The sequence below is a fragment of the Plantactinospora mayteni genome, from assembly GCF_016862935.1.
Lineage (GTDB): Bacteria > Actinomycetota > Actinomycetes > Mycobacteriales > Micromonosporaceae > Plantactinospora > Plantactinospora mayteni.
Genome location: NZ_BONX01000024.1, coordinates 19,168 through 44,098, shown reverse-complemented (window position 1 = coordinate 44,098; position 24,931 = coordinate 19,168). Strand labels below are relative to the sequence as shown.

The following is a 24,931-nucleotide window of genomic DNA, read 5'->3' as shown; positions in this document are numbered from 1 at the left end:
GGCGTTGGTCATCCGGGACGCCGTACGGGTGGGATCACGCTCACCCACGGTACGTGGACGTTACGGTGGTAGGTGGGCATTACCGGGCAGAACGCCCCGGCTGTCGGCCGGCCGTACCCGGGTGCGGTGCTGATCCACGACGTTCCCGGGAATCGGTGTCGCCGGGCCGGGAACTTTTCCGGTCCCGGTGCCGACTATCCGGCTATGGCTTTCGACGGAGCCGGGCTCGCGCGCCGACCGGTCGACGATCTCCACGCCGACAGGCGGGCCCATCGGCGGTTGCCAGCCGGTCGATGGTTGCCGGTCGCTCGGCGGGTGGCGGTCGCTCGGCGTACGACGGCGGTAGGTCGGCGTACGACGGCGGTCGGTGTGACCGAGGCGGACCGGGCGTGACCCGAGGTCGCGCGCGGCCGGGGTGGTCAGCCACGATATCGGGCATGATTGCTGCGAATCGTCGATGGTTGGCCCGCGCCGGCGCCACTCTCGGCCTGCTGCTGGCCGCCCTCGCCCTGCTGCTCGGCCCGGCCGCCCCGGCCAGCGCGCACGCGGTACTGGTGAGCAGCAGTCCGGCCGCCGACGTGGTAGTGCCCAACTCGCCCGCCGAGGTGGTGCTCACCTTCAGCGAGAGCGTCCGCGAGGTGCCGGACAAGATCCGCGTCCTCGGCCCGGACGGTGCCCGCGTCGACCGGGGCGACCCGACCTTCAACGGTGCGGTGATCACCATCCCGGTCGACACCTCCGGAGCCCAGGGCACCTACCTGGTCAGCTACCGGGTGGTCTCGGCGGACAACCATCCGGTGGCCGGGGCGTACACCTATTCGGTCGGTGCACCGTCGACGCCGCCGTCGGACAGCGGGGCCGAGGACGTCCACCCGGCGGTGGGCGTGGCGGTACGGGTCTTCAAGTACGTCGGCTACGCCGGCCTGCTGCTGCTGATCGGCCCGGTGATGGTACTCAGCCTGCTCTGGCCCCGGCGGCTCGACCGGGTCGGCCCGGCCCGGCTGATCTGGACCGGCATCGGGCTGATCGTGCTCTCCACCCTCGCCGGGCTCTGGCTCCAGGTGCCGTACACCAACGGTGGTGGGCCGTTCGCGGTCAGCGGCAGCGCACTCGGTGACGTACTCGGCAGCACCTTCGGCGCGGCCCACCTGGTCCGGCTCGGCATCCTGGCCGCGGCGGCGATCCTGATCCGCCCCCTGATCAGCGGCCGGGCGGGTCGGGGCGACCAGATCCTGTTGACCGTGCTCGGGGTGGCCGGCCTGGCGACCTGGCCGATCGCGGGGCACGCGGCGGCCTCGCCGCAGCCGGCAGTCTCGGTCGTGGCCGACAGCGTCCACCTGGCCGGCATGGCGGTGTGGCTCGGTGGACTGGTCATGCTCGGCGGGTTCCTGCTGCGTCGCGCGAACGACCGGGAACTCGACGCGATCCTGCCGGTCTGGTCCCGCTGGGCGACCGTCGCCGTCTCCGCGCTGCTGCTCGCCGGGATCGTCCAGGCCCTGATCGAGTTGAGCACGCCGGGCACCACCGACCTGACCCGGGTCTTCTCGGACCTGGCGCAGGCGCTGGTGTCGACCACCTACGGCCGGCTGATCATCGCCAAGGTCGTACTCTTCGCGGCGGTCGTCGGGGTGGCCGCGTACTCCCGGCAGTTGGTCCGGCGCCGGCTCTTCGCCGACGACTACGGGCCGGACGGGGCGGACGGCGTTGCCGAGCCGGGCGGGAGGATCGACGGCGACCCGGACGAGCGGGACGCCGAGCAAGAGGTCGACGGGCGGGGGCCTGACGAGCGGGAGCTTGACGGGCGGGACGAGCCGGGTGGCCCGGGTGGCCCGGGTGGTCGTGACGAACCGGCCGGAGCGCCGTCACGCGGTGGTGCCGCCACGGCGGTACTCGTCGCCGACCCGCCCCGGCCGGTCGCCTCGGCGCGGCGGATCCGACGGGCGGTCTGGGTCGAACTCGCGATCACCGCGATCGTGCTGGCCCTCTCCGCCGTACTGGTGCAGACCCCGCCGGCCCGGACCGCCGGCGAGTACGGCGACGCCAGCGCCCCCGGCTACTACACCACCATGCTGACCAGCTCGCTCTACTCGTTGCAGGTCGAGGTGGACCCGGCCGGGACCGGCAGCAACTCGGTCCACCTGTACGCGTACACCCCGGACAACAAGCCCCTGCCGGTGGTCGAGTGGCGGGCCACGGCCGCGCTGCCGGACCAGGGTGTCGAACCGATCGAGATCCCCCTGCTGCCGCTCACCGACAACCACGCCACCGGCGAGATCAGCCTGCCGGCCGCCGGGAACTGGCAGCTCAGCTTCACGGTCCGGATTTCAGACATCGACCAGGCCACGGTGACCAGCACCGTGCCCATCACCTAGAGAGGTACATCATGATCCGTCACCGTCGGGCGGCGCGCGCTGCCGCCCTCGTCCTCGGGGCAGCCGTGATCGGCGTGTTCGGGCTGGCCTCGTCGGCGTCCGCGCACGTCTCGGTGAACCCGAAGGAAGCGAACCAGGGCGGTTACGGTCGCGTGGCGTTCCGGGTACCGACCGAGAGTGACACCGCGTCGACCGTCAAGCTGGAGGTGACGTTCCCCGAGGACGCGCCGCTCGCCTCGGTCTCCACCATGCCGGTGCCCGGCTGGACGGCGGCGGTCGAGAAGCGCGCGGTGAACCCGCCGGTGGAGGTGCACGGCAGCCAGATCGGCGAGGTGGTCTCGAAGATCACCTGGACGGCGTCGACGAACGCCGGGATCAAGCCGGGGGAGTTCCAGGAGTTCCCGGTCTCGATGGGGCCGCTGCCCGAGGTCAAGCAGATAGTGTTCCGGATCCTCCAGCACTACTCGGACGGCAACACGGCACGCTGGATCGAGCCGCCGGCCGCCGACGGTACCGAGCCGGAGAACGACCCCGCCCCGGTGCTGAGGCTGCTTCCGGCGGCCGAGGAGGGCGCACCGTCGCCCTCGGGCTCGGCCGTGGCGCAGCAGCCGGCGGCGTCGTCGAGCGAGGACGACGGGGACTCGACCGCGCTGGGCCTGGCGATCGCGGGCCTGGTCGCCGGTCTCGCCGGCCTGGCGCTGGGCGGGCTGGCGTTCGCGCGTACCCGACGGGAGGCCGCGCCGCCCGCCGCCTGATCTCGGCACACCCTCCGCACCCACCGGTGTCCTCGTTGGCCCGTCGGCAGAACTGCCGACGGGCCAACGGCGTTTTCGGTCAATAATCCGTGTTGGAGCGATTTCGCTCGGTATGGTCGGCGGGTACTGCGACCCCCCGCCGCCGGTCGCGCGATGTCGTCGGCGGTACCGCGACCGGAGAGAAAGAGACACGTATGCGCTTCGTGCGGCTGATCGCCGGGATACTCCTGCTCACGATCGGGCTGCCGGTGTTCCTCGTCGGTGGCGCACTGTGGACGCTTTCTCAGCAGCGCGGCGGCGACGGGGCATTCGCCGGCACCCTGGAGCGGATCGAGACCGGCGGGCACGCCGTCGTCGTACCGGACCTGGCCGCGATGCTGCGCCGGGACGCGCCGTTCCTGGAAGCCGGTCGGACCGGGCTGCGGGTCGTCGCCCGTGCCGGAGCGGAGCCGGCGTTTCTCGGCCTCGCGCCCGCGGCCGAGGTCTCGGCGTACCTCGCCAACTCGCCGTACGCCCGGGTCGACCGGGTCAGCGTGACCCGGGGCAGCCTGCCGGTACGCCTCGGCCCGGCCGACGAGCCGGCCCCGGCGGCCGTACCCGTACTCCCCGGCGAGCAGGGGCTCTGGATCCGCAGCGGCCTCGGCACGCTGGACCTGACCGCCGACGACCTACGCGCGTCCCGGCTCAGCCTCGTCGTCATGCGCCCGGACGCGGGAGCCGGCGTCGTCACCGACCTGCGTGCCGAGGTACGCCCCGGCTGGCTCGATCCGGTCGCCTGGAGTGCGCTGGCCGTCGGCGGCCTGTTGGCGCTCTTCGGCGTCGTACTGCTGGCCCGGCCGGTCCGTCCCCGTGAGGTGGTCTTCGTCGTCGAACCGAGCCAGGTGCCGGGGCTCGCCGCCCGGCTCGGCATCGCCACCCTGGACGAGATCGGGGACTCCCGCTCTCCGGACCGTCCCCACTCTCCGGATCGTCTCCACTCCCCGGACGGTCCCTATTCCCCGGACCGTCCCTATTCTCCGGACCATCTTCACTCTCCGGACCGTCCCGTCCGGGCGCCAGAGCGGCCGGTGGAGCTGCCGATTCAGGGCGGGGACCTGCCGGCGCGACCGGTGGACATTCCAGCTCGGGGCGGGAACCTGTGCGAGCGACCGGTGGACCTACCGGCTCAGGCCGGGAGTCGGGCGGGCCGGGCTGGGCTCGGTGAGGCTGTGCCGGCGGGCTGCCCGAGCGGCGGGTCGGCCCGGGAAGCTGCCGCGTCACCGGCCGGTGCGGCTCGGGCCGGGGACGATGCGGCTCGGGCCGGAGACGATGCGGCTCGGACCGATACGGCGCCGACCGAATCGACGTCGATCGGGGAGGCGCCGGTCGGGGTGATGTCGTCGGGCCGGCGGGTGCCGTCGAGCCGGCCGGCGACGCTGGCGGACGTGCTGACCCCAGCGCGCGGCTCGGCAGCGCGCGGCAGCACAGCGGTGGGATCGGACCACGGCCCATCTGCACGCCTGGTCTGGCCGCCGATGAACCCGGCCGCCGGTGCCCCGACTGGCGGCGCGACGATTCCCGCCACCGGGCCTACGGTTGCTGCTTCGGCCACTTCCGCTGGTTCGGCTGGTTCTGGCCGGTCATCGGGTTCTGTCGGGTCGTCGGGTTCTGTCGGGTTATCGGGTTCTGGTGGGTCGCTGGATGCTGCCGGGTCGACAGGCTCGGTGGCGGCGGTGCGTTCTGCCCGTGCTCCCGCGCCGGCACCCGCGCCCGCTCCCATGCCGGCGCCACCACCCGCGCCCGTCCCGGCACCCTCGCCGACGCCGCCGTTGCCCGTCCCGGCACCGCCGATGCCGGCGCCGCCCAAGCCCGCACCCGTTCCGGCGGCCAGTGCCGCCCCACGACCGACCAGCGCCCCGATGGCGGCGCGGACAGCCGGACCGGTATCCGCGTCAGCGTCCGAGGCGGCAGCCGCGTCAGTGTCCGAGCCGGCGGCCACGGCAGTGTCCGACCCGACGGTCGCGTCGACGGTCGCATTGGCGTCGGCGGCGATCGGTCCCGGGGCGGTGGCGGCCTGGCCCGGTCCGGTCTCGACCGGATCCAGGCTGATGCCGGCGGCACGGAGTGCGGTGGTGCCGGCCCGACGACCGGCGGCCCAGCCAGAGGCATCGGCGTCCCAGCCGGAGCCGATCTCCGAGACCCGCCCGGCCACCGGACGTGTGAGGTCGGGAGAGGACCCGGCGGCTTCCGAGTACCCGTTACCGGAGCACGGTGCCCTGCCCGCTGTGGCCCCGGGTCAGGACGAACCGGTTCGGCGGATCTCGCTGCGCCCGGCGACTCCCGGAGCGGCCGGGTACGACGCTGGGCAGCCGCGTACGGGGCGTACCGCCCTGAACCGGCCGTGGGGCTATGAGCCGGCGACCAGGTCGGCCGTGATGGACACCCTGGAGGGACGGCACGGTGGCAACGCCGGGCCCGGGTACTCGCAGAGCCCGGGCCAGGAGGACGAGTCGGCCGGGCGGGATAGCGGGATCAGACGGCCCAGTCCGAGTCCGACGCCCCGCTGACCCCGGCTCCCGGCGCATCCGCTCTCCGGGCTTGCCCAACGGGAGATCGTTCCGGACGGCCCGAGCCGACCGACCGGGCCGAGGCGACCAGGCCGGGCCGGGGCGACCAGGTGCCGAGCGACCGGGTGGCCGAGGCGAGCGGGGATGGTGGAGCCGACCTGTTCGGCGCCGTACGGAGGCAGCCTGTTGACCGCCCGGCCTGAGCATCGTTGCGAGAGGATGGGCGGCAGATGGCCCCCCGCGCTGCCGACGCGGGGGGCCATCTTCACCGGGGGATCGGTGTACCGAAGGGACGTTTCAGCTGTTGTCCCTAGATTAACCGCATCGAGGCGTACTAGATAGATCTGTCCATTTGGTGCAACTTCTGCTACTGCCGGATGCTTGGTTCATGTTTCGGGATCTCGGCACCGGTGTCCGTCCCCGGCGACTCCCGCCGGATCGGCAGCACGAAGAGCAGCAGCAACGCGAAGAGCACGTAGAGGTTGCGCAGCAGGAACTCGATGGGGTTGTCGGTCCGGTCGAAGGCGCGTCCCCAGTCGTAGTACGAGACCACCCCGTACACGATCACGGCCGTGACCAGCGTGGCGAGTGCCAGCAGTGCCACCCGGCGGCGCCGCCCGGCCCGGTCGGCGGCCGGATCGGGGCGCCGTAGTCCGGCGTCCACCAGCACCACCACGGCCGGGATGAACCAGTACGCGTGGTGGGTCCAGGTGATCGGGCTCACCAGTACGCCGACCAGCCCGGTCAGGGTCAGCCCGGTCAGCTCGTCACCGGCCCTCACCGCCCGGGCCGCCCGCCACAGCCCGTACGCCCCGACGGCGACCACCAGGATCAGCCAGAGCGCCTGGTTCGGCTCGCCAGGGGTGGTGAACCGGCTGAGCAGCCCGAACAGCGACTGGTTGCCGGTGTAGTCGGGTCGGCCGACCCGGTTGGTCAGCCAGAGTTCGTGGGTCCAGAACCGCCAGGAGTCGCTCGGGGCGATCGCCGCCGCCAGCAGCGTCGCGCCGGCCGCCGTCGCGCTGGCGACCAGCGCCGCCCGCCACCGCCGGGTGACGAGCAGGTAGACGATGAAGATCCCCGGATAGAGCTTGAGCGCCGTCGCCAGCCCGATCGCGACGCCGGCCCAGCGCGAGTTCCGGGGTACGGCGAAGAGCAGGTCGGCCAGGACCAGCACCACGAGCAGCATGTTGATCTGGCCGAAGACGATGGTCTCCCGGGTGCTCTCCACGGCGAAGGCGAGCGGTACGGCGAGTCCCGCCGCGAACCACCGGGGCACCCCGTACCGGTCGGCGACCGACGAGACGAGCCACCAGGTGGTCACCAGCAGGGCCAGTACGGTCAGCACGGTGAAGACGACGACCGTGACCCCGATCCGCAGCTCGGCGAACGGGCGCAGCAGCAGGGCGGTGAAGGGCGGATAGGTGAAGAACAGTTCGCCCTGTAGCAGGTCTGCCTGCGCGTAGTCGTAGAGCGGGTTGCCGTCCGCCCACCACCGCATCGCGCTCATATAGATCTTGAGGTCGTAGAAGTTGTGTGGGGTGCTGACCAGATAGAGCAGCGGCACCGCCGCGGCGACCAGCACCACGACGATGATCTGACGTGCGGTACGGCCGCCGGGGTCGTCCTCGTCCGTGGCGGATGGCGCGGGGGGATCGGCTGGCACGGGAAAACCCTAGCGGGCCGTTCTGTCCACAGCGTTGAGGCGCGGGTCCCGGGGCTGCGCGTAGTCTGATCGTCGTGGCTGATCTTCTCGTCTGGGTCGACTGTGAGATGACCGGGCTCGATCTCGGCAAGGATGCCTTGATCGAGGTCGCTGCGCTGGTCACCGACCGTGATCTCAACGTGCTCGGCGAGGGTGTGGACGTGGTGATCCACGCCGACGAGCAGGCGCTGGCCGGGATGCCGGAGATCGTGCGGGCGATGCACGAACGCTCGGGCCTGACCGAGGAGGTCCGCCGGTCGACGGTGAGCCTGCGCGAGGCCGAGGACCTGGTGCTGGAGTACGTCACCTCGTTGGTCAAGGATCCGCGTACCGCGCCGCTCTGCGGCAACTCGATCGCCACCGACCGTGGATTCCTGGCCCGCGACATGCCACGACTCGACGCCCACCTGCACTACCGCATGATCGACGTCTCGTCGATCAAGGAGCTGTGCCGCCGCTGGTACCCCCGGGTCTACTTCGGCCAGCCGGCCAAGGGGCTGGCCCACCGGGCCCTGGCCGACGTCCGGGAGAGCATCCGGGAGCTGGAGTACTACCGGCGGACGGTCTTCGTGCCGCTGCCCGGGCCGGACGTCGACACCGCCAAGGCCATCGCCGCCGAACTCTGACGATCTCGGCGGAGGGGCCCGCCGTCGCCCCGGATCAGGATGCAACCCGGTCGACGGCGGGGGGAGAGGTGTGGCTATCATTGGTCGTCGCCCCGCCGGGTCCGCTGATCCGGTCGTGGCGGATGTTCCTGATCAAACTGAACATGGTGGCTGTAGCTCAGTTGGCAGAGCACCGGGTTGTGGTCCCGGGTGTCGTGGGTTCAAATCCCATCAGTCACCCCACTTGTGGATCTACTCCACTGCTGGTCAGACCCCCTCTTCCGAGGGGGTCTTGATCGTTTCAGGGGCACCGTGGGCGCACTCCGCGAGTGACTCCCGGAAGAACCGGAGCGGCTTTCGCCGGAGCGGCTTTCGGAAGAAGCGGACGCCCCCGCCCTCTCCGGAAGGTTCCGAGGAGGAGCGGGGGCGACGTCGTACCGGCTCGCCGCCGGCTCAGCCAGTGGCGGTGCCGGTGGTCGGCTCGGTGCTCGGCGGGGTCGCCGTCTCGCCCGCCGGAATCGCGCTGCCCTTGACGTACTCGTCCCAGCTCATGTTCCAGTCGGTCCAGCCGTTGCCGTTCTCCAGCTTGCGCTCGGTGCCCTTGACCTGGATCGGGTCGCCGACCCGGGTCTGGTTGAACAGCCAGCTCGCGTTGGCGGTGGACATGTTGACGCAGCCGTGCGACACGTTCGTACGCCCCTGCGAGGCGACGGACCAGGGCGCGGCGTGGATGAACTCGCCGCCCCAGGTGAGCCGCTGGGCGTACTCGATGTCGGTGACGTAGCGGTTGGCCGGGTTCGGGTCGTCCCTCGTGTCGAAGACGGTCTCCTTCAGCTTCTCGATGACCACCATCGTGCCGCTGGAGGACGGGGTGCTCTTCTTGCCGAGGCTGATCGGGATGGTCTTGATGACCTTGCCGTCCTTCGTGACCGTCATCTTCTTGGTCTTGTTGTCGACGGTCATCACCACCGCCGGCCCGGTCTTGACGTCGACGGTCAGGTCGGCCCGGCCGTACCAGCCATCGCCCATCGGCAACCCGCCGGCCTGGATCTTGTAGAAGATCTTGGTGTTGGCCTTCCAGTACGTCTTCGGGCGGTAGCGCACCTCGGTCGGGCTGACCCAGTGCCAGATCCCCTCCTGTGCAGGGGTCGCCTGGACGGTCATCCGGCGCTGCACGTCGTCCCGGTAGTCCTCCGGTACGGCCCGGCTGAACTTCACGATCAACGGCATGCCGACCCCGACCGTCTGGCCGTCGCCGAGGAAGCTGGTCACCCGGATCTGCTTGCCGGGCTTGGCCATCGTGGTGAAGGTGCTGGTCGTCGTCGCCGGCTTGCCGTCGTCGCCGGTCGCGGTCACGGTCGCGGTGTACGTCGTACCGTATTCGAGCGCCTTCTCCGGCAGCCACGTCCCGGCGGCGGTAAGCGCGCCCTTGACGGCCTCACCCGCCGCGTTCTTGACCTCGACGGTGGTGTCGACGGCGTCCTTGCTGCTGAAGGCGATCTCCGCAGCGGCGGGTACGTCCTTCGCGTCCGCCGCCGGTGCGGTGATCGCGGCGGTGGCCTTCGGCTTCTGCTCGGCCTCGCTGCCATCCTGGAACGACGGCCCATCGCCCTTGCCGCCGTCGCCGGTGCAGGCGGTCACGGTGACCGCCAGGGCGCCGGCGATCAGGACCGAGGCGAGGGCCCGGAACGGCGCGGGTCGTCCCCGCGTCGCCAGACCCCGGTCGGAGGTACGACGGGTCAACTGATCTCGGCCTGGTCGCATGATCCCCTCACACTGCTGTTTTCCACAGCTGTACCCACTCGGTCCGCACGGTCATCCTCTCCCAATGACGCCCGTGAGCAAGTTTTCGTTTCCTGCCGTGCCGTAAAACACCATCGGGTGAGGTCGATTTAGTCGGTTAGCGCCGCAAATGTCGACGGGATTCGTCGTCGATCCGCCTGTCAGGCGCCCAGGTCGGCGGGGACCGGCAGGGCGCTGCCCTTGACGAACTCCTTCCAGGGCAGGTTCCAGGCGGTCCAGCCGTTGCCGGAGACCAGCTTCCGCTCGGTGCCGCTGATCGTCACCGGGTCGCCGGTCTTGGTCTTCTCGAAGAGCCAGCGGGCGTTCGCGGTGGAGACGTTGACGCAGCCGTGCGAGACGTTGCGTCGCCCCTGGTCGCCGACGGACCACGGAGCGGCGTGAATGTATTCCCCGCCCCAGGTCAGGCGCTGGGCGAAGTCGATGTCGGTCACGTAACGGTTGGCCGGGTCCGGATCGTCGCGGGTGTCGAAGACCGTGGTCTCCTTCTTCTCCATCACCACCATGGTGCCGCTGGAGGACGGGGTGCTCTTCTTGCCGAGGCTCACCGGGATGGTCCGGACCACCTTGCCGTCCTCGAGGACGGTCATCTTCTTGGTCTTGTTGTCGACCTTCATCTCGAACCTGCTGCCGATCTTGGCGGTCGCCTTCCGGTCGACGTTGCCGTACCGGCCGTTGCTCAGCGGGATCCCCTCCAGCCCGATCCGTACGCTCAGCGTGGTCCCGGCCTGCCAGTACTCCGGGGCCCGGTAGTAAGCCTGGGTGCCGTTGGAGACCCAGTGCCAGGCGCCGGGCTGCGGCGGGTCGGAGTCGACGAACATCCGCTGCTGCACCTTGGCCCGGTCCTTCTTGGCGATCCCCGGCGAGAACTCCACCACCACCGGCATGGCGACGCCGTAGGTCTTGTCGTCGAAGAGGTAGAGGCCGGAGCCGATCACCGACTTCGGCTTCGCCATCGTGGTGAACGAGGTGGACCTGGTCTCCGTCTGCCCGGACGCGGAGGTCGCGGTGACCTGGGCGGTGTATGTCTTGGCGTAGTTCAGCGGCGCCGCCGGTACCCAGGACGAGCCGTCCGGCCGCATCGCACCCTTGACCGCGCCGCCTCCGGCGAGGGTGAGGCTGACGTCGCTGATCTTTCCGCCCTTGACGCTGGTGCCGATCTCGACGCTCACCGGCTGCTTCTTGGCGCCGTTGGCCGGGGTGACCGCGAATTCGAGCGGCTCGGCGGGTGGTGTCGGGCTCGCACTCGCTCCCGCCGCCGCGCTGTTACCGCTCGCGAACTGCGGCTTCTCGTCTCCGCCGTCGCCACACGCCGCCGTACCCAGTGGCGTGACGACCGCCAGAGCGATGATCATCGCCCAGTCGCGCGTGCTCCTGCCCATCCCCACCTCGGTCCACTCGAATCCCGGGAGACATCGTGCACTATCGGGGCCACAGTTTTGATCCCGGACGCCCAGACGTATGGGTGGAATGACCGTTTTGGTCACCTGGCTGAACCGGTCGTGGGCTGGAGGGGAACTGGTTGGAACCTCCTCCTGGGCCCGTGTTAAGGTTTCTCCCGTTGTCAGCGAGCGCCGCTAGCTCAACTGGCAGAGCAGCGGACTCTTAATCCGCGGGTTCGGGGTTCGAGTCCCTGGCGGCGCACCAACGATCAAGGCCCTGACCTGGCGCTACTGTGCTGGTCGGGGCCTTTTCGCGTACGTCGGTGGCGGATGGTCGCTCGATGGGTGCTCGGGAGCCGTTGGGCCGGGCTGGCCTCGGTGGGACACGGCACCATCCTCGTGGACTTCCGGGTCGGGTCACCGGCTGCGTTCCTGTTGTACACGGTCGATGTACCGGTTGGCGTGACGTCGGCTGGTGAGGGTGACGAGCTGAACATGTGGTCCGTGTTCCTGGAGCAGGTTGCGGACGCGGGGTCGCATGGTGTGGCGGTAGTCGAGGATGTAGCGGACGAAGTTCATGGTGATCCGGTCGTAGACGCCGTCGGTTCGGTGCTGGCCGCCCCGGTAGCGCCAGCGGCGTTGGGCGATGCCCCGGAGACAAGCGGTGGCGGGTAGGTCCAGGAAGATCACGATGTCGGCGGCGGCGAGTCGAATGGGCAGGGTACTGGCGTAGTTGCCCTCGATGATCCACCGCTCGCCGGTGACGAGTTTCTCCTGCTGGGCGGCGAACTCGTCCTGCGGGAGCGGTGTCCAGTGCTCGTCGTAGTAGAGCGCGTCGAGGTGGGTGAGCGGTGCGCCGAGGATCCGCGCGAGTTGCCGGGCCACGGTGGATTTGCCGCTGCCGCCGCAGCCGATGATGGCGATCCGGTCCACGCCTTCCACGGTAGGGGGCACCCCCGGCGGACGGAGAGGTCGTGACGCTCGGACCTGGGCTTGAGTCCTTGCCAGGACATCGTGGGGGCCCATCGTGGGTGTTCCGGATGCTGCCAAATGCGCCGACGCTGGGGCGGACGCCTCCGACTCGACCTGCCGTCTATCTCCGGCCAGTGCCGCCAGCGATCCTGGGCCAGGAACACGTCGGCGGAACGGTCCAGGACCATTCCTGATCCGGGGGCGCCGACGGGCCAGCGGCAATGTCACGCCAGGGAGATCCAGATGGACGTGCCTCACGGCGACAGGTCGGAATGCGACCCGACGCACCGGCAAGTGCTCGCGCCGGGCACTCCGTCGACCGCACGGGTGACTCCCCGTTCGCGTACCGCCAGCAGGGCTGCGTGGGCGGGCGACCGGGGGGTCTGCTCCCCGCCGCCGGCCGACGGCGGTGGGCTTGCCGGCACGTCGGCAAGCCCACTGCGCTCAGGCAGCAGATCCGAGCGGGGGGCGGCTGTGACCGTTTATGTCTCGCGCAACGCGAAGATGGGCGAGCCGCCGCGAGGCCGCGTGGCGGCAGCCTCAGCGGTACGGCCGGGGTCGGTCGATCCGCCCCTGTTGACGTATGCCTGGCGAATCGTGTTCGAGCGGCAGACGCGAGATCGCGACCCCCGATGAGCAGCGACGGAGACCGTCTTGCGACCCCCTCCCGACCACACCTGCCGATGCGACCGCTGTGGCTGTGCCGACGGTGCGGCCACCCGTGGCCCTGCGGCGCGGCGAAGGTCGCCCTTCTGGCGGAGTACAGGGACAACGTGGTCAGTCTCTGTCTCTATCTGGCCAGCTGCCTGCATGACGCGATCGACGATCTGCACCAGCTCCGCCCCAACGACACCGGCAGCACTGCCGGTGTCTTCGACCGATTCCTCGGCTGGCCTGCCCGGCATAACCGCTCCTACCGGCTCGCCACCACGGCTTCTCTTGACGAGGAGGAATCTTCATGAGCAGCACTGACGTCATCAATGCGCCGCCGCCCACGGTCCGAATGAGGATCCCGGCGGGCGCGGCAAATGCCCTCTGCCAGGTGAGGCCAGTACGCGGCGGCATGGTTTCGGCGGAGGTTGAGGTGCGAGGCCGGCGGGTCGAGATCGAGACGCCGGATGACGGCTCCGTCCTCTTTCCGACCGATGTGGGGCTCACGTTGCTGAGCGCGCTGAACGCCGATTCTGGCCTACCCGTGGCGGGCGCTCGCGCCTTGGACATCGGGTGCGGCTCCGGCCTGTACACGGTGGCGCTGGCCTTGGCGGGTGCGGCACACGTGACCGCGCTGGACGTCAACCCGGCGTGATGGCGACTGTCTCCATCAAACCCGGTGCGGGACATCACGATTGGTAGACCGTTCGCCCTGCCACGAGGGTTCGCTGCACCGTAATGGCACCCGCGGAATCTTCATGCGCCACCACGAGGTCCGCCGGCGCCCCGGGCACGAGCCCGTGCCGGCCAGCGAGCCCGAGAAGCCGCGCCGGGTTGGACGAAGCCATCTGCACCGCCGGCGCCAGACCCACCTCGGTGTGGCGGACCACCCAGGCGAGGCAGTGCAGCAGGCTGCGGCCCGAGCCCGCGAGCAGATTGGATCCCGTCAGCACCAGCCGGCCGACCTCGTCCACGGTGACTCGTCCACCCACTGGTGTCTCATAGTCCCCTGGCGGAAGCCCCGCCAGGGCGGCGGAGTCGCTAACCAGGATGGAGTGTTCCACCCCCTTCGCCCGGGTCATTACGGTGAAGGTGTCAGCCGGAAGATGATGACCATCGGCGATGAAGGAGGCGCTAAGGCGGTCATCCGCCAACTGCGCCCACAGATGGTTGGGGTGCCGCGGCAGCAGCTGCGCGGCGCCGTTGCCGAGGTGCGTCGAGAGGCGGGCCCCGGCGTCGACTGCCGCTGAGATCTGCTCTGCTGTGGCATCACAGTGCCCGAGGGACACGATGACGCCACGCCCCGCCAGTTCCCGGGTGTAGCGGACCGCTCCTGGCAGTTCGGGGGCGATGGTCACGATTCCCACGATTCCACCCGACGCGGCCTGCCAGCGATCGAACTCAGCAGTCGATGGCGGCCGCATCAGGTCGGGGTCATGCGCTCCCCGAGCGCCCGGCGCGGGGGAGATGTGCGGGCCCTCGACGTGAACGCAGGGCATCGCCGTCGCCATATCCGGATCGGCCGCCCGGACCTTACGGATCACCGCGAGCGCGGAGACCAACTTACCCTCCTCGGCGGTGATCAGAGTCGGGCAGAATGCGGTCACGCCATGCTGACGCTTGACTTCAACCAGGTTGGTCACCACGTCGGCGTCGACCTCGTCGGAATTCAGGTCATATCCCTGGTAGCCGTTCACCTGCAAATCGACCAGGCCTGGCAGGAGCCAGGCGGGATCATCGTGCTCCTGTCGCTCGACCGCGCTGATCGCCCCGTCGCGGACGGTGACCCGTACCGGCTCGCCAGCGGGTGACCGACCGGTAAGGATGATCATCGTAGGGTCTCCGGCGGCCCCGAGCCCAGGGAACGGTGTAGGGCGTCCAGAACGGCGACAACGTCGCACGAGCTCGGCAGTGTGATGAAGGGCTGCTTCTTCTCCCGCACGCACGTGACCCTGTTCGACAGGGCCGGGGTGACCCCGCCGTGGTGCTCGCCGTGCAGGTCGGTCCCGATGGACAGCCGCAGGTAGGTACAGCCCATGGGCCTGGCGATTTCGGGGCCAGAGGTGATGTTTGCGCGAGCCAGGCCGGCCTGGGGTTGCCCCAAACGCGCGCGTCCTACAACCAACGGACCCGCCTGCGGTACCGGTGGAGGAAGCCGCTGTGCTGCTCGTCGCCACCCGGCGCGTTGCCACTGCGCCAGATCGTCGGTTCAACACCGCGCGCGGCGACCAGAGCCGATGCTGAGACCATCAGACAGTTCAGCGCGTAGGCGTTGGCGAAGGTAGATACGGCACCCACCCGCCCGCTGATGCCCGGCGGCTGGAGGACGGCATCCCCGATTGGCACCTTGGTGTCGATGTGCACGTCCACGATGTCGTGCAGGTTCCGCTGCGATGGATGCCGTGCTGGATGGTCCAGCGCCGTCGAGTCGGCATGCACTCGGGAGGACACTCCGATCACCTTCACGCCGTGCTCTCTTGCCCAGAGGGCCGCGTCGATCAGGGCGGCATTGATGCCGTACGCGTTGACCAGCACCAGGAGGTCCCCGGGTACGAGCCCGTTGTCCTCCATCACCAACCGCCCGTAGCCCGGTGTCCGCTCCATCGCCATGGAGCGCATCGCCCCGTTCGACAGCAGCGTCCCCTCGTCGAGAATCGCGCTGACGTTCACCAGCCCTCCGGCACGGAAGAACACCTCCTGGGCTGCGAGGTTCGAATGTCCTCCCGGTCCGTACACGTACACCAACCGGTCGGCGAGGACGTGATCGGCCACGAGCGCCGCCGCCTGTTCTACCGCCGCGGTCTCGGTGGCCGCGATGGCCTGGATATGCCCGATCACGGCATCGAGGTAGCCAGACATCACGCCGCCCACCACCGCCGCGGCGGCTTCATCGGGGGTGCCCGTCATCCGACCGTCTCCGAGAGCAGTGCCGCTGCCGCGGCGTCGAGGTGTACCTGGGCGTCTGGATGTGTGCGGATCGCCGATGCTGGGCAGCTCTCGTCGACGGGCCCCGTCAGCATCCGGCGCACGCCGGCTGCCTTCGCGTTGCCGAACGCGCAGAGGACCGCCCGTGTGCTGTTCAGCAGGCCCGGTACGGTAACCGTGATGGCTTGTCGTGGCACGTCGGCGAGTGTCGCGAAGAGCCTCTCGTCCACCTGCTGCTGCCTTGAGGCGAGGTGCAGGTCGGTGAGCCGAAGGGTCGCCGGGTCGTCCAGGCGGCATTCGCCAGGCTCGTTGAACGCCAGGTGGCCGTTCACCCCAACCCCGAGGCACGCGAGGTCGATCGGGCCCGCTGCGAGCAGCTCCGCGTACCGGCGTAGCTCGGCCGCTGGGTCAGGGTCGGGTCGCAGAGCCTCAAAGCGCAGGATTGGCAGCGCGGCCAATCTGCGAGTGAGCCAACCAGCGAAGGCCTGGGGCGCGCCGGATGGCAAGCCGACGTACTCGTCCATATGAAACAGGTGCACCCGCTCCCAGGGCACGCCGGCCTCCCGCACGAGGTGGTCCAGCAACGGCTCCTGCGAGGGGGCCGCGGCCAGGATGACGCGGGCCTCACCGCGCTGCTCGATTGCGCTCCTGATGGCGGCGGCCGCGTCGGCGGCGGCCGCAGCGCCGGCGTCATGGCGGCTGGCGTGGATCGAGACGCGCTCTGCGGAAAAGCGTGTCCCGTGGGGTTGATACGGATCGATCACGCGCGCTCTCCCGAGTGGGTCTGTCGGACGCTGACAAGACAATCCACCCGACGCCGGGCCCTCGAAGAGCTGGCCCGGCAGGCAGCGGCTCGCCCAGTCACGACGGGCTCCGGGCGATTGGCCCGCTGTCCGTGCGCGGCTACGGTCGACGCCGACCGGAGCCGGGCGCGGGGCGGCGATGGTGGGCATGTTAGACGATCAGTCGGAACTGTTGTCGCGGTCGGCCGCTCCGCGATGACTGCACGGCGGGCATCTGCCAGGCCAGGCCGGCGTCGACGAGCGATGCCAGCACCCGGCGCGCGCTTCGCGGCGTGACCGTGAGGCCCTCCGCCACTGCCTCAGCATCCACCACTATCGGCTCACCGGGCTGTGGTTGCAGCACCTCGATGATCCGGCGCAGCGTCTCCTCGGCTTTCGACGACCCCAACGGCGGTTCGCTCGACACCTGCCCGTCGGAGGGACCCGACAGCGCCACGTTGCTGCCATCCGGCCGCACCAGGTACACCTTCGCCGCGTCACCTTCTCGGGAACGCTCCAGCGCGGTGTACGCGTGTTCCTCGGCGGCTTGCGGCGTCTCGCCAATGCCGACCCCAATGTCGACGACCATCCCGGTCTCGGCCCGCATCCGATCGACGAAGGTGTCGGCCCGGAGGCGACTGATCAGCTGAGCCAGCGAGCCGCGGGTCGCGGTGATGACAAACGTGTCCGCGTCGCGTTGCAGCAAGGTCACCCCGAGGTCGGCAACCTCGGAGAGCAGCAACCGGTGCAACGACAGGATGAGTTCCATCTGGCGGTAGTTCTGCGGTCCGTTGCCGAGCGGACGGAACGCCGGCGACACCTGCACTACCACCATCACGATCTGGGAGTCCCCGAGGATGCTGCCGGCCCCCAGCAGGGCCGCGGTGTTCAGGGCGTCCCGGATGCTGTTCGACGGCGGCACCAACCGGAACACCGGCACCTTGGCAGCCACCAGCCGCTGCGCCACCGACTTGACGGTGGTCAGCGCGGCCGAGGTGGCTCCACTCTCGTACAGGCCGCGATGGAAGTCGATGAATTTCTCCACCGACTCCGCCCCGAGGTACTCGATGGTGTGCACGAGCTGATTGCTCACTTTGATGTCCGCGTACGCCGCCTCGACCTCGTCCGCGCCGATCGAGTCGATACTGACCCGGGACGGATCGAGGGTGCCGGCCATCAGGCCCCGGATGATGCCGGAGTACAGCGAGGCGCCGCTTACCGGGACGTACGTCGCGGGCACCGTCAGCTCGCCGGATTCCCGGGCCAGGTCGTACTGCAGCGGCCCGGTGAACAGGATCGCGTCGACGCTGTCGGCGATCTTCAGGACCTGCTCGTATGTCTGGCGTTCCCTGGCGTGTGCGGCACCGACCAGCCGCCAATTCTGGGAGTCCGGTCGTCTCGGCATGAGCAGGATCCGTTGGACTTGGTCACGCGGGCCGACCACGCCGATGGTGATCAACTCATTGACCGACCGTCGATGCCACTGCACCTGTCAACCCGCCCTTTCCCAGGCCGCCCCGACGATCCGGCACCGTCGCACCTGGACCCTACCCTTTGACCGCACCGCTCATTCCATCCAATATGTGTCGCTGCATCAGCAGGAAGAAAACCGTGATCGGGATGATCGAGATGATGGTTCCGGCGGCCAGGCCCCGGACGTCGTTGCCCGCGATCCCGGACAGGAACGCCAGGCCCAGCACGATGGGATACTTGTCCGTGTCGTTGAGCACGACCAGCGGCCAGATGAAGCTGTTCCAGACCGAGATGAAGCCGAGGATCGACAGCACCGCGAAGGTCGGCCGCGCCACCGGGACCATTACGTGCCACAGCACCCGCAGGTGCCCGCAGCCGTCAATCGCCGCAGCGTCCAGCAGTTCCCTCGGTACCGCGGCGAACGTCTGGCGGAGCAGGAAGATCCCGATCGCCGAGAGGATCGCCGGGAGCATCACGCCGACGTAGGTGTCGTTGAGTCCGAGCTGTGAGACCACCATGAAGCGCGGTATCAGCAACACCTCGGCGGGCATGAACATCGTCGCCAGGAACAGGTAGAACAGCACCGTCCGGCCGCGGAAGCGCATAACCGCGAGCGGGTACGCGGTGAGCGCGGAGACGACCAGGTAGGCGGGGATGATTCCGATCTCGTAGATCACCGAATTCAGCAGGTAGCGGGCGAACGGAATCGTCGACCAGGCCTCCCCGAACCAGGTGAGCACCGGTGGCCGTGGGATCCACTGCGGCGGGAAACCGAACACATCCTGGCCGGAGGACTTCAGGGCGGTGGACAGCAGCAGTGCGAACGGCGCCATGAACAGTACCGCGATCGCACACAGCAGGACATACGTCAGTAGGCTGCGTAATGTACGCCTGATGCGGTACACCGGCGTCACCTCTCTCGCGTGATGCGCTGATTGAGAACGGCGAGCCCGACCATCAGCACCAGCATCACCAGCCCGATCGCGCTGGCGTAGCCGAGTTGGTACCGCTCGAAGGCGGTCGACCAGGCGAGGTAGCCGAGACTTATGGTCGAGTCCTGTGGCCCGCCCCTGGTCATCACGTAGACGGACTCGAAGACCCGTAACGCGTCGAGCATCCCCAGCGTGAGCGTCACTGTCGTGTACGGCAGCAGTAGCGGGATGGTCACGTGCCACATCCGCCGTGCCGAGTTGGCGCCGTCGACCTTGGCCGCCTCGAAGATCTCGGCCGGGATGGACTGCAACCCGGCCAGGTAGATCATCATGAAGAAGCCGACCATCTTCCAGCCTTCGACCAGCACCAGTGCGGGCAGTGCCCAGTCGTCGCTGAGCAGGTACTGGATCGGCTTGTCGATGATCCCCGTCTCGATCAGCGCCCAGTTCAGCACGCCTTGCTGGTGGAAGAGGTAGCGCCAGGCCACGCCGACGGCAACCATGGACGTGATCGCCGGCAGGTAGTACATCGCGCGGAATGCCCGGATGCCGCGGACCTTCTGGTTGACCAGCACCGCGAGCCAGATCGGGATGATCACGGCGAACGGAATCATCCCGACCAGGTACAGCGCGGAGTTTCCCAGCGCGAGGTGGAACCGGTCGTCGGTGAGCAGTCGACGGAAGTTGTCAAGGCCGACGAACCGGGCAGGCGACACGACGTTGTACTCGTAGAACGACAACCGGATCGCCATCATCGCGGGCCAGGCGAAGAAGACCGAAAACAGCGCGATCCCGGGCAGCAGGAAGGCATACGGAACCCAGCGGCTACCACCTGACGTCCTGCCCACTGTCATCCGGTCTGCCTCTCCGTGTCCCCACTCGACCTGCTCGATCCCACAACCACCCATGATGGACGTCCGAAACTCGGAAAAGTTCTGTCCCGAAGTCTAGGCAGCGCGACGATCGGGTGCAAGAGTGGTCACGTCATTGCCGGAGGACCGCATGAGGAGGCGATTGTGCAGTTTGCCCGTGTCCGCAGGGCAGCCGACCGCGACGTGGAGCTGGTGTATCGGACGCCCGACGACCGGCTGCTTCCGCTCGCGTCGCTGGACGACAGCGGCAACGCCGATCCGGTCGCCCTGCTGGCGCGAACCGGCCGCGAGTCGCTCGCCGAGGACATCGCCGCGCTCGCCGCCTCGACCTCGGCCGGGGATCTGCTGAGCGTTGCTGAGGTGCTTTTCGAGCCGCCGGTGGCGACCTGTACGAAGATCTGCTGCCTGGCGCTGAACTATCGGGACCATGCCGAGGAGAGCAACCTCGACGTGCCCCCCGAGCCGGTGCTGTTCTTCAAGCCCCCGTCCGCGCTGACCGGCCATCGCACGACGGTGGTCGCGCCACGGCGGACCCGGCACCTCGAGCACGAAATCGAGCTGGCGGTGGTCATCGGCACCACAACGCGCGATCTGCCCGCCGAGCGGTGGACCGAGGCCGTCGCCGGCTACACCGTGATCAACGACATGACCGCGCGGGACCTGCAGTTGGTGAACATCGCCCGTAACGTGCCGTGGGATCAGTTCAAAGGGTTCGACACCTTCGCTCCGCTGGGGCCGTACCTGGTCACTCCGGACGAGGTGGGCGACCCGTCGGCGCTGGAGATGCGGCTCGAGGTCGGCGGCACGGTCCGGCAGCGGGCGAACACCGCCCAAATGGTGTACGGGCTGCCGCGACTGATCGCCGATCTCTCCAACGGCATGACGCTGCTGCCCGGCGACGTGATCGCCACCGGCACGACCGCGGGCCTGGCACCTCTCGTCGACGGTGACGTGATGCGCGCGACGATCGACCGGCTCGGCACGCTACAGAACGACGTCCGGTTCAGCTGACCCGGCACCGGCTAACACGGCAGTGAGGAGCATCATGGCCACGACCACCCGGCCGGTCCGGTTCGGGCTGGTGGGAACCGGTGCGATGGCGGCCCTGACCGGCAAGGTGCTGGCTCAGTATCCGAACTCCGTCGTGACCGCCGTCAGCAGCCGTACCCGCGACAGCGCCACCCGGTTGGCCATCGAGCTGGAGAAGCTGAGTGGTGAGCCGGTGACCGGGTACGAGGACGTCGACGAGATGATCGCGTCCGGTCGCTGTGACGCCATCGCGGTGATGACGCCCGACCACCTGCATGCGGAGCCGACCGTGGCGGCGGCAGCGGCAGGGCTGCACGTCCTGATCGAGAAGCCGCTGGCGACATCGGTCGCCGACGCGGACCGGATGGTGGCCGCCGTGCGAGCCGCGGGAGTCCGGGCGATGTGCCTGTACAACCACCGGTGGCTGCCCCCGAATGCGAAAGCCAAGCAGTTGCTCGCCGATATGGGCCCTGCGGTCTGCGGGTACGCCCGTAAGCACGACACCATCGACGTACCCACCCGGATGCTGAAGTGGGCCGAAAGGACCACCTGCGCCTGGTTCCTCTCCGGACACGACATCGACCTGGTGAGCTGGCTGTTCGACAGCGAGGTGGAGCAGGTCAGCGCGGTGGCCCGGCGGGGCCTGCTCGCCGGGCGGGGCATCGACACCCCGGACGCGGTGGTCATCCAGGCCCGCTTCGACAGCGGCGCGGTGGCCACGTTCGAGTCCGGCTGGGTCAATCCCGAGACGTTCCCCACCATGATCGACAGCTATCTCAGCATCGTGGCCGAGGGTGGCACCATCCACGTCGACCGGCAGAAGGAGGGGATTCTCGCGGCAACCCCCGACAGCTTCAGCTACCCGCGCACGATGATCGAGGGAGACATCCACGGCGTGCTGCGCGGCTCGTACCCGTTCGCGGTGGAGCACTTCGTCGAGTGCGTCCGGACCGGCCGGGAACCACTGGTCAGCATCGAGAGTTCCCGGCAGGTGACCGCCGTCCTGGCAGCCGCGCACCGCGCGATCGACACCGGCGGCTCGGTCCGGCTCGACGACGTGGCGCCGGCCCGCTGATCCACCAGCATCGGGCACGAAGGGGCCGTGGCACCGGATCTCCGCCGGTGCCACGGCCGCCGTCGCGGTCAGGCGCTGTACTTGGCGCCCCAGTTCAGGTAGGCGACGTTCGCGAGCAGCCACCCGAAGCCGATCGCCTGTGCGCCGTCCTGCTCAGGTGTCGGCTGGTACCGGTTGTACAACGCCAGCGAGTGAGCGTGCACCCCCGCGTCCCAGGGCGTCGCCTGCATCCAGCGCGGCACCTGCTGGGCCACCGAGGCGGCGCCCAGTCCGGTGCCGGCCACGGTGGTACGGGTGGCCGGCTGACCCGTGTCGTCGGTCGTCGCCACGTTCTGCGTGAACGTGCGGGCGAACCGGGTCATGTCGAGCCCGGAGAAGCCGAGCTTGGCCCGGAATGCCCGGACGGCGAACTCGACGCCGATCGCACCGTGACTGATGTCCTCGAACTGCTTGTAGCCTCGGCCGCCAACCGGCTCGGGGGTGAAGAGGGAGATGTCGGTGTCCGGCGATCCGGTCCTGGTGAATCCCTCGTAGACGTGACCACCGGTCGGCCAGTAGTGCCACGTGTACGCGCCGCCGGCGTCGACGGTGAGCTGTCGGGCGAACATCTTCGCCATCGCCTTCACCTTGTTGCGATACGCCGGGTTACCGGTGGTGATGGCCAACTCGACCAGCGTCTGGCCGAGCGCCAACGACTGGTTGATCGGCTGCTCGCAGCCGTCCCAGGCCAGCGGCTGGCCCTTCGGCCAGATCAGGTAGCCCTCGCCGTTGTCGTTCTCCCGGTACTCCCAGTCGTGCACCGCGACCGCGGCCCGCACCGCGTCCAGGTACTCCGCGGCCTTCGCGCGGTAGCGCCGGTTCTTGAGCAGCGACGGTGACTGCCGGACGATCCGGACGAAGGATGCGATGGGGTAGGTGATCATCCCGGTGTGCACGGCGAAGATCACCGGCTTTGACAGCATCGGGAACGATCCGGGCGCGGGGTTCCCGGCGGCCGTCGGGGACTCCCGGACATCGCGTACGGTCCACATCAGTGGGCCGATCGAGGACTGGTAGAACCGGAGCACCGCGTAGTCGCCGCTGGTCGGGTCCATGGTCAGATCTGCGATGGTCGCGGTGCGGTTGGACTGGGCGTTCACGACCTCCAGGGTGAAGGTGTCCGGCCGGGTCCCCGCCAACACCGTCACGGTGACGTCGTTGGCGTAGGTCAGCGCGGAACGGACCTCAAGTGTCGGCCGTCCCTCGCTGTCGCGGAGAGTGGTGAACCCGACCGTGTAGGGATAGTCGGCCCGCCAGGCCGGCAACGACAGACCTCGGTAGTCGCTGACGCCGCGCTCGCTGTCGCGGACCGACAACACCTGATCGATGTTCTCGATCAGCCGGTCCAGGTAGTAGGTGTCCTTGTACGTCTCGTACATCCGGACCAGGCCGAGCAGCACATACGACTGGCTCCACGCCAGCATGCCGGACCTGCCGTCGGCGTTGGTGTTGTCGTTGGGCTGGTCCGGTTGGCCCGGTGACCCGGCCTGGAACAGCCGGTCCCAGTCGTCGAACGTCTGCCGTGCGGTGTAACCGCTGCCGCCGTCGGCACGGGCCGCTGGCGGCGCCAGGCCGACACCGACCAGTGTGCCAGCGGCCGCCAGGCCGCTCAGGCGCAGGAGGTCGCGACGCGACGCGGCAGCTGAGCGGAGAGCGGGGACGAAGTCGGGCATGGTGTGACCTCCAGCTACAGGGGGGCGTGGAAGTACCGGATTCACATGGCGTGCAGTGTTTCGGTAGCGGCCTGGATCGTCGCCTCGATGTCGGCGTCGGTGTGTGCGGTCGACATCAGCCAGAGGCCGCGGGGGACGATGTTGATCCCCCGGTCCTGTAGCCCGGCGTGGAACCTGGCTGCCGTCTGCCGGTCGGTACGGGCGAAGTCGCGGTAGTCGCGCACCGACTCCTGGCTGGTGAAGTAGGTTTGGAAGACTGGTCCGAGGCCGTCCACCAGCATCTGGACGCCGGCCTGGCGGGCGGCCTCCCGCAGCCCTTCCATCAGGCGTTCACCCTGGCGGTACAGCAGGCCGTAACGGTCGTCGCGCTCCTCGTCCAGCACCGTCAGGGTCGCGTTTGCCGCGGCCATCGCAACCGGGTGGGAGTTGAAGGTGCCGGCGTGTGCCACCCGCCCGGACGCGATGGTCTCCATCACGGAGGCGCGGCCGGCCAGCGCGGAGACCTGCATACCGCCGGCCATCGCCTTGCCGAACGTCGCGAGGTCGGGCAGCGCGCCGAGGCGTTCCTGGGCACCACCGGGTGCCACCCGGAACCCGGTGATGATCTCGTCGAAAATGAGTAATGCGCCGTGCTCGTCGCAGAGATCCCGCACACCTTCGAGATAGCCGGGCAAGGGCACGATCGCACCGGTGTTGCAGAGGATCGGTTCCATGATTACCGCGGCGATCTCGCCCCGGTGCTTCTCCAGTGCCGCGCGCACGGCTTCGACGTCGTTCCAGGTGACCACAACCACGTCACCCTCGGCCGAACTCGGCTGGCCAGGGCTCCCCGGCACGGGGACCGGCTCCTCGACCGGGCCGGCTTGCTCCAGGTCAGGGTGCAGGCTGTACAGCACCGGGTCGAACCAGCCGTGGTAGTGCCCCTCGAACTTCAGCACCTTCGCACGTCCGGTGAAGGCGCGGGCCAGCCGGAGTGCGCCGTGCACCGCCTCGGAGCCGACGCTGTTGAACCTCACCAGCTCGGCCGACGGGACCATCCGACACAGTCGTTCGGCGACCTCGACCTCGAGGCGGTGCTGCGCCGCGTAGGAGATTCCGCGGCCAACCTGATCCACCACCGCGGCCACCACCTCGGGCGCACAGTGCCCGAGCACCGCAGGTCCCTGCCCCAGGACATAGTCGAGGTAGCTATTGCCATCAACGTCCCACAGCCGGGACCCCGAGGCGTGGTCGACATAGAGTGGTACGCCGGGGGACCGCCGCGCATCGCTGGACACCCCGCCGGCGATGACCTGCTTGGCGGACTCGAACAGCGCGGCACTGGTAGTCAGCTTCCTTGCCATCGG

At 69.3% G+C, this 24,931-nt stretch carries 21 protein-coding genes and 2 tRNA genes; 11 read left to right on the top strand and 12 right to left on the bottom strand.

The genetic code is table 11. The features are described from left to right. Nucleotides 1-428 precede the first annotated feature (428 nt). The 3 genes from Pma05_RS42590 (at nucleotide 429) to Pma05_RS18955 (ending at nucleotide 5,673) form a co-directional block, all read left to right on the top strand. Nucleotides 429-2,372, top strand: coding sequence for a copper resistance CopC/CopD family protein (locus Pma05_RS42590; RefSeq protein ID WP_372441502.1), 1,944 nt, complete (start codon nucleotides 429-431; stop codon nucleotides 2,370-2,372). Between the two features lie 11 nt (nucleotides 2,373-2,383). Beyond that, a complete protein-coding gene (locus tag Pma05_RS18960; RefSeq protein WP_203858777.1) occupies nucleotides 2,384-3,127 on the top strand; it encodes a YcnI family copper-binding membrane protein in 744 nt (247 codons plus the stop codon). 194 nt (nucleotides 3,128-3,321) lie between these two features. Next, on the top strand, nucleotides 3,322-5,673 hold the full coding sequence (locus Pma05_RS18955) for a hypothetical protein (protein ID WP_203858776.1): 2,352 nt from the start codon (nucleotides 3,322-3,324) through the stop codon (nucleotides 5,671-5,673). 367 nt (nucleotides 5,674-6,040) lie between these two features. Here the strand turns inward: Pma05_RS18955 and Pma05_RS18950 are convergent, their stop codons facing one another. Further along, nucleotides 6,041-7,336 carry a glycosyltransferase family 87 protein gene (locus Pma05_RS18950; RefSeq protein WP_203858775.1) on the bottom strand — a complete coding sequence of 432 codons (1,296 nt, stop codon included), beginning with the start codon at nucleotides 7,334-7,336 and terminating at the stop codon, nucleotides 6,041-6,043. Nucleotides 7,337-7,404: 68 nt separating this feature from the next. Between Pma05_RS18950 and orn the strand changes: the two genes are divergently transcribed. Next, nucleotides 7,405-8,001, top strand: a complete 597-nt coding sequence (gene orn, locus Pma05_RS18945) for an oligoribonuclease (RefSeq protein WP_203858798.1) — start codon at nucleotides 7,405-7,407, stop codon at nucleotides 7,999-8,001. 146 nt (nucleotides 8,002-8,147) lie between these two features. Next, nucleotides 8,148-8,223 (top strand) — tRNA-His (locus tag Pma05_RS18940). Nucleotides 8,224-8,433: 210 nt separating this feature from the next. Here Pma05_RS18940 and Pma05_RS18935 read toward each other — a convergent pair. Both Pma05_RS18935 and Pma05_RS18930 read right to left on the bottom strand, forming a co-directional pair. Next, nucleotides 8,434-9,744: a L,D-transpeptidase gene (locus tag Pma05_RS18935; RefSeq protein WP_203858774.1), complete on the bottom strand. Its 1,311-nt coding sequence runs from the start codon at nucleotides 9,742-9,744 to the stop codon at nucleotides 8,434-8,436. 179 nt (nucleotides 9,745-9,923) lie between these two features. Next, entirely contained in the window at nucleotides 9,924-11,162 is a 1,239-nt protein-coding gene (locus Pma05_RS18930; protein WP_203858773.1) for a L,D-transpeptidase, read from the bottom strand. A gap of 189 nt (nucleotides 11,163-11,351) precedes the next feature. On the opposite strand from Pma05_RS18930, the gene Pma05_RS18925 reads away from it, so the two are divergent. Continuing rightward, nucleotides 11,352-11,427: transfer RNA gene (locus Pma05_RS18925), tRNA-Lys, on the top strand. Nucleotides 11,428-11,579: 152 nt separating this feature from the next. Here Pma05_RS18925 and Pma05_RS18920 read toward each other — a convergent pair. After that, on the bottom strand, nucleotides 11,580-12,095 hold the full coding sequence (locus Pma05_RS18920) for a P-loop NTPase family protein (RefSeq protein WP_203858772.1): 516 nt from the start codon (nucleotides 12,093-12,095) through the stop codon (nucleotides 11,580-11,582). Nucleotides 12,096-12,212: 117 nt separating this feature from the next. On the opposite strand from Pma05_RS18920, the gene amcA reads away from it, so the two are divergent. Genes amcA through Pma05_RS18910 form a run of 3 tightly spaced genes read left to right on the top strand, consistent with a single transcriptional unit; the run spans nucleotide 12,213 to nucleotide 13,440 of the window. Continuing rightward, the gene (gene amcA / locus Pma05_RS43785; RefSeq protein ID WP_307836865.1) at nucleotides 12,213-12,770 is read left to right on the top strand and encodes a multiple cyclophane-containing RiPP AmcA; all 558 of its coding nucleotides are present in this window, start codon (nucleotides 12,213-12,215) and stop codon (nucleotides 12,768-12,770) included. 47 nt (nucleotides 12,771-12,817) lie between these two features. Further along, the gene (locus tag Pma05_RS18915; RefSeq protein WP_239312619.1) at nucleotides 12,818-13,096 is read left to right on the top strand and encodes a hypothetical protein; all 279 of its coding nucleotides are present in this window, start codon (nucleotides 12,818-12,820) and stop codon (nucleotides 13,094-13,096) included. Continuing rightward, a complete protein-coding gene (locus tag Pma05_RS18910) occupies nucleotides 13,093-13,440 on the top strand; it encodes a 50S ribosomal protein L11 methyltransferase (protein ID WP_239312617.1) in 348 nt (115 codons plus the stop codon). The genes Pma05_RS18915 and Pma05_RS18910 overlap by 4 nt, the downstream gene beginning before the upstream one ends. Before the next feature lie 34 nt (nucleotides 13,441-13,474). Here Pma05_RS18910 and Pma05_RS18905 read toward each other — a convergent pair whose 3' ends face one another. The 6 genes from Pma05_RS18905 to Pma05_RS18880 all read right to left on the bottom strand — a co-directional run bounded on the left by Pma05_RS18905 (nucleotide 13,475) and on the right by Pma05_RS18880 (nucleotide 19,751). Next, entirely contained in the window at nucleotides 13,475-14,617 is a 1,143-nt protein-coding gene (locus Pma05_RS18905; RefSeq protein WP_203858770.1) for an N-acetylglucosamine-6-phosphate deacetylase, read from the bottom strand. A 283-nt stretch (nucleotides 14,618-14,900) separates the two neighbouring features. Beyond that, nucleotides 14,901-15,692 (bottom strand): sugar isomerase domain-containing protein, encoded by a 792-nt coding sequence (locus Pma05_RS18900; RefSeq protein WP_203858769.1) that lies wholly within the window; start codon nucleotides 15,690-15,692, stop codon nucleotides 14,901-14,903. Next, nucleotides 15,689-16,474, bottom strand: a complete 786-nt coding sequence (locus tag Pma05_RS18895; RefSeq protein WP_203858768.1) for a 6-phosphogluconolactonase — start codon at nucleotides 16,472-16,474, stop codon at nucleotides 15,689-15,691. The genes Pma05_RS18900 and Pma05_RS18895 overlap by 4 nt, the downstream gene beginning before the upstream one ends. A gap of 190 nt (nucleotides 16,475-16,664) precedes the next feature. Further along, the gene (locus Pma05_RS18890) at nucleotides 16,665-17,669 is read right to left on the bottom strand and encodes a helix-turn-helix domain-containing protein (protein WP_203858767.1); all 1,005 of its coding nucleotides are present in this window, start codon (nucleotides 17,667-17,669) and stop codon (nucleotides 16,665-16,667) included. A gap of 370 nt (nucleotides 17,670-18,039) precedes the next feature. Further along, nucleotides 18,040-18,879 carry a carbohydrate ABC transporter permease gene (locus tag Pma05_RS18885; RefSeq protein WP_203858766.1) on the bottom strand — a complete coding sequence of 280 codons (840 nt, stop codon included), beginning with the start codon at nucleotides 18,877-18,879 and terminating at the stop codon, nucleotides 18,040-18,042. Further along, the gene (locus tag Pma05_RS18880) at nucleotides 18,876-19,751 is read right to left on the bottom strand and encodes a carbohydrate ABC transporter permease (RefSeq protein WP_203858765.1); all 876 of its coding nucleotides are present in this window, start codon (nucleotides 19,749-19,751) and stop codon (nucleotides 18,876-18,878) included. The genes Pma05_RS18885 and Pma05_RS18880 overlap by 4 nt, the downstream gene beginning before the upstream one ends. Before the next feature lie 15 nt (nucleotides 19,752-19,766). On the opposite strand from Pma05_RS18880, the gene Pma05_RS18875 reads away from it, so the two are divergent. Both Pma05_RS18875 and Pma05_RS18870 read left to right on the top strand, forming a co-directional pair. Then, nucleotides 19,767-20,780 carry a fumarylacetoacetate hydrolase family protein gene (locus Pma05_RS18875; protein ID WP_203858764.1) on the top strand — a complete coding sequence of 338 codons (1,014 nt, stop codon included), beginning with the start codon at nucleotides 19,767-19,769 and terminating at the stop codon, nucleotides 20,778-20,780. Between the two features lie 34 nt (nucleotides 20,781-20,814). Continuing rightward, nucleotides 20,815-21,873, top strand: a complete 1,059-nt coding sequence (locus Pma05_RS18870; RefSeq protein WP_203858763.1) for a Gfo/Idh/MocA family protein — start codon at nucleotides 20,815-20,817, stop codon at nucleotides 21,871-21,873. Nucleotides 21,874-21,941: 68 nt separating this feature from the next. Here the strand turns inward: Pma05_RS18870 and Pma05_RS18865 are convergent, their stop codons facing one another. Together Pma05_RS18865 and Pma05_RS18860 are read right to left on the bottom strand one after the other, a co-directional pair. Further along, on the bottom strand, nucleotides 21,942-23,585 hold the full coding sequence (locus Pma05_RS18865; protein ID WP_203858762.1) for a hypothetical protein: 1,644 nt from the start codon (nucleotides 23,583-23,585) through the stop codon (nucleotides 21,942-21,944). Between the two features lie 41 nt (nucleotides 23,586-23,626). Beyond that, the gene (locus Pma05_RS18860; protein WP_203858761.1) at nucleotides 23,627-24,928 is read right to left on the bottom strand and encodes an aspartate aminotransferase family protein; all 1,302 of its coding nucleotides are present in this window, start codon (nucleotides 24,926-24,928) and stop codon (nucleotides 23,627-23,629) included. Nucleotides 24,929-24,931 lie beyond the last annotated feature (3 nt).

Excerpts from the sequence above, each read along its gene's own strand:
- Pma05_RS18960 (WP_203858777.1), top strand. The coding sequence starts at position 2,384 with ATGATCCGTCACCGTCGGGCGGCGCGCGCTGCCGCCCTCGTCCTCGGG.
- Pma05_RS18955 (WP_203858776.1), top strand. The coding sequence starts at position 3,322 with ATGCGCTTCGTGCGGCTGATCGCCGGGATACTCCTGCTCACGATCGGG.
- Pma05_RS18935 (WP_203858774.1), bottom strand. The coding sequence starts at position 9,744 with ATGCGACCAGGCCGAGATCAGTTGACCCGTCGTACCTCCGACCGGGGT.
- Pma05_RS18930 (WP_203858773.1), bottom strand. The coding sequence starts at position 11,162 with ATGGGCAGGAGCACGCGCGACTGGGCGATGATCATCGCTCTGGCGGTC.
- amcA (WP_307836865.1), top strand. The coding sequence starts at position 12,213 with ATGCGCCGACGCTGGGGCGGACGCCTCCGACTCGACCTGCCGTCTATC.
- Pma05_RS18915 (WP_239312619.1), top strand. The coding sequence starts at position 12,818 with ATGCGACCGCTGTGGCTGTGCCGACGGTGCGGCCACCCGTGGCCCTGC.
- Pma05_RS18910 (WP_239312617.1), top strand. The coding sequence starts at position 13,093 with ATGAGCAGCACTGACGTCATCAATGCGCCGCCGCCCACGGTCCGAATG.
- Pma05_RS18905 (WP_203858770.1), bottom strand. The coding sequence starts at position 14,617 with ATGATCATCCTTACCGGTCGGTCACCCGCTGGCGAGCCGGTACGGGTC.
- Pma05_RS18900 (WP_203858769.1), bottom strand. The coding sequence starts at position 15,692 with ATGACGGGCACCCCCGATGAAGCCGCCGCGGCGGTGGTGGGCGGCGTG.
- Pma05_RS18890 (WP_203858767.1), bottom strand. The coding sequence starts at position 17,669 with ATGGCCGGCACCCTCGATCCGTCCCGGGTCAGTATCGACTCGATCGGC.
- Pma05_RS18880 (WP_203858765.1), bottom strand. The coding sequence starts at position 19,751 with ATGACAGTGGGCAGGACGTCAGGTGGTAGCCGCTGGGTTCCGTATGCC.
- Pma05_RS18870 (WP_203858763.1), top strand. The coding sequence starts at position 20,815 with ATGGCCACGACCACCCGGCCGGTCCGGTTCGGGCTGGTGGGAACCGGT.
- Pma05_RS18865 (WP_203858762.1), bottom strand. The coding sequence starts at position 23,585 with ATGCCCGACTTCGTCCCCGCTCTCCGCTCAGCTGCCGCGTCGCGTCGC.
- Pma05_RS18860 (WP_203858761.1), bottom strand. The coding sequence starts at position 24,928 with ATGGCAAGGAAGCTGACTACCAGTGCCGCGCTGTTCGAGTCCGCCAAG.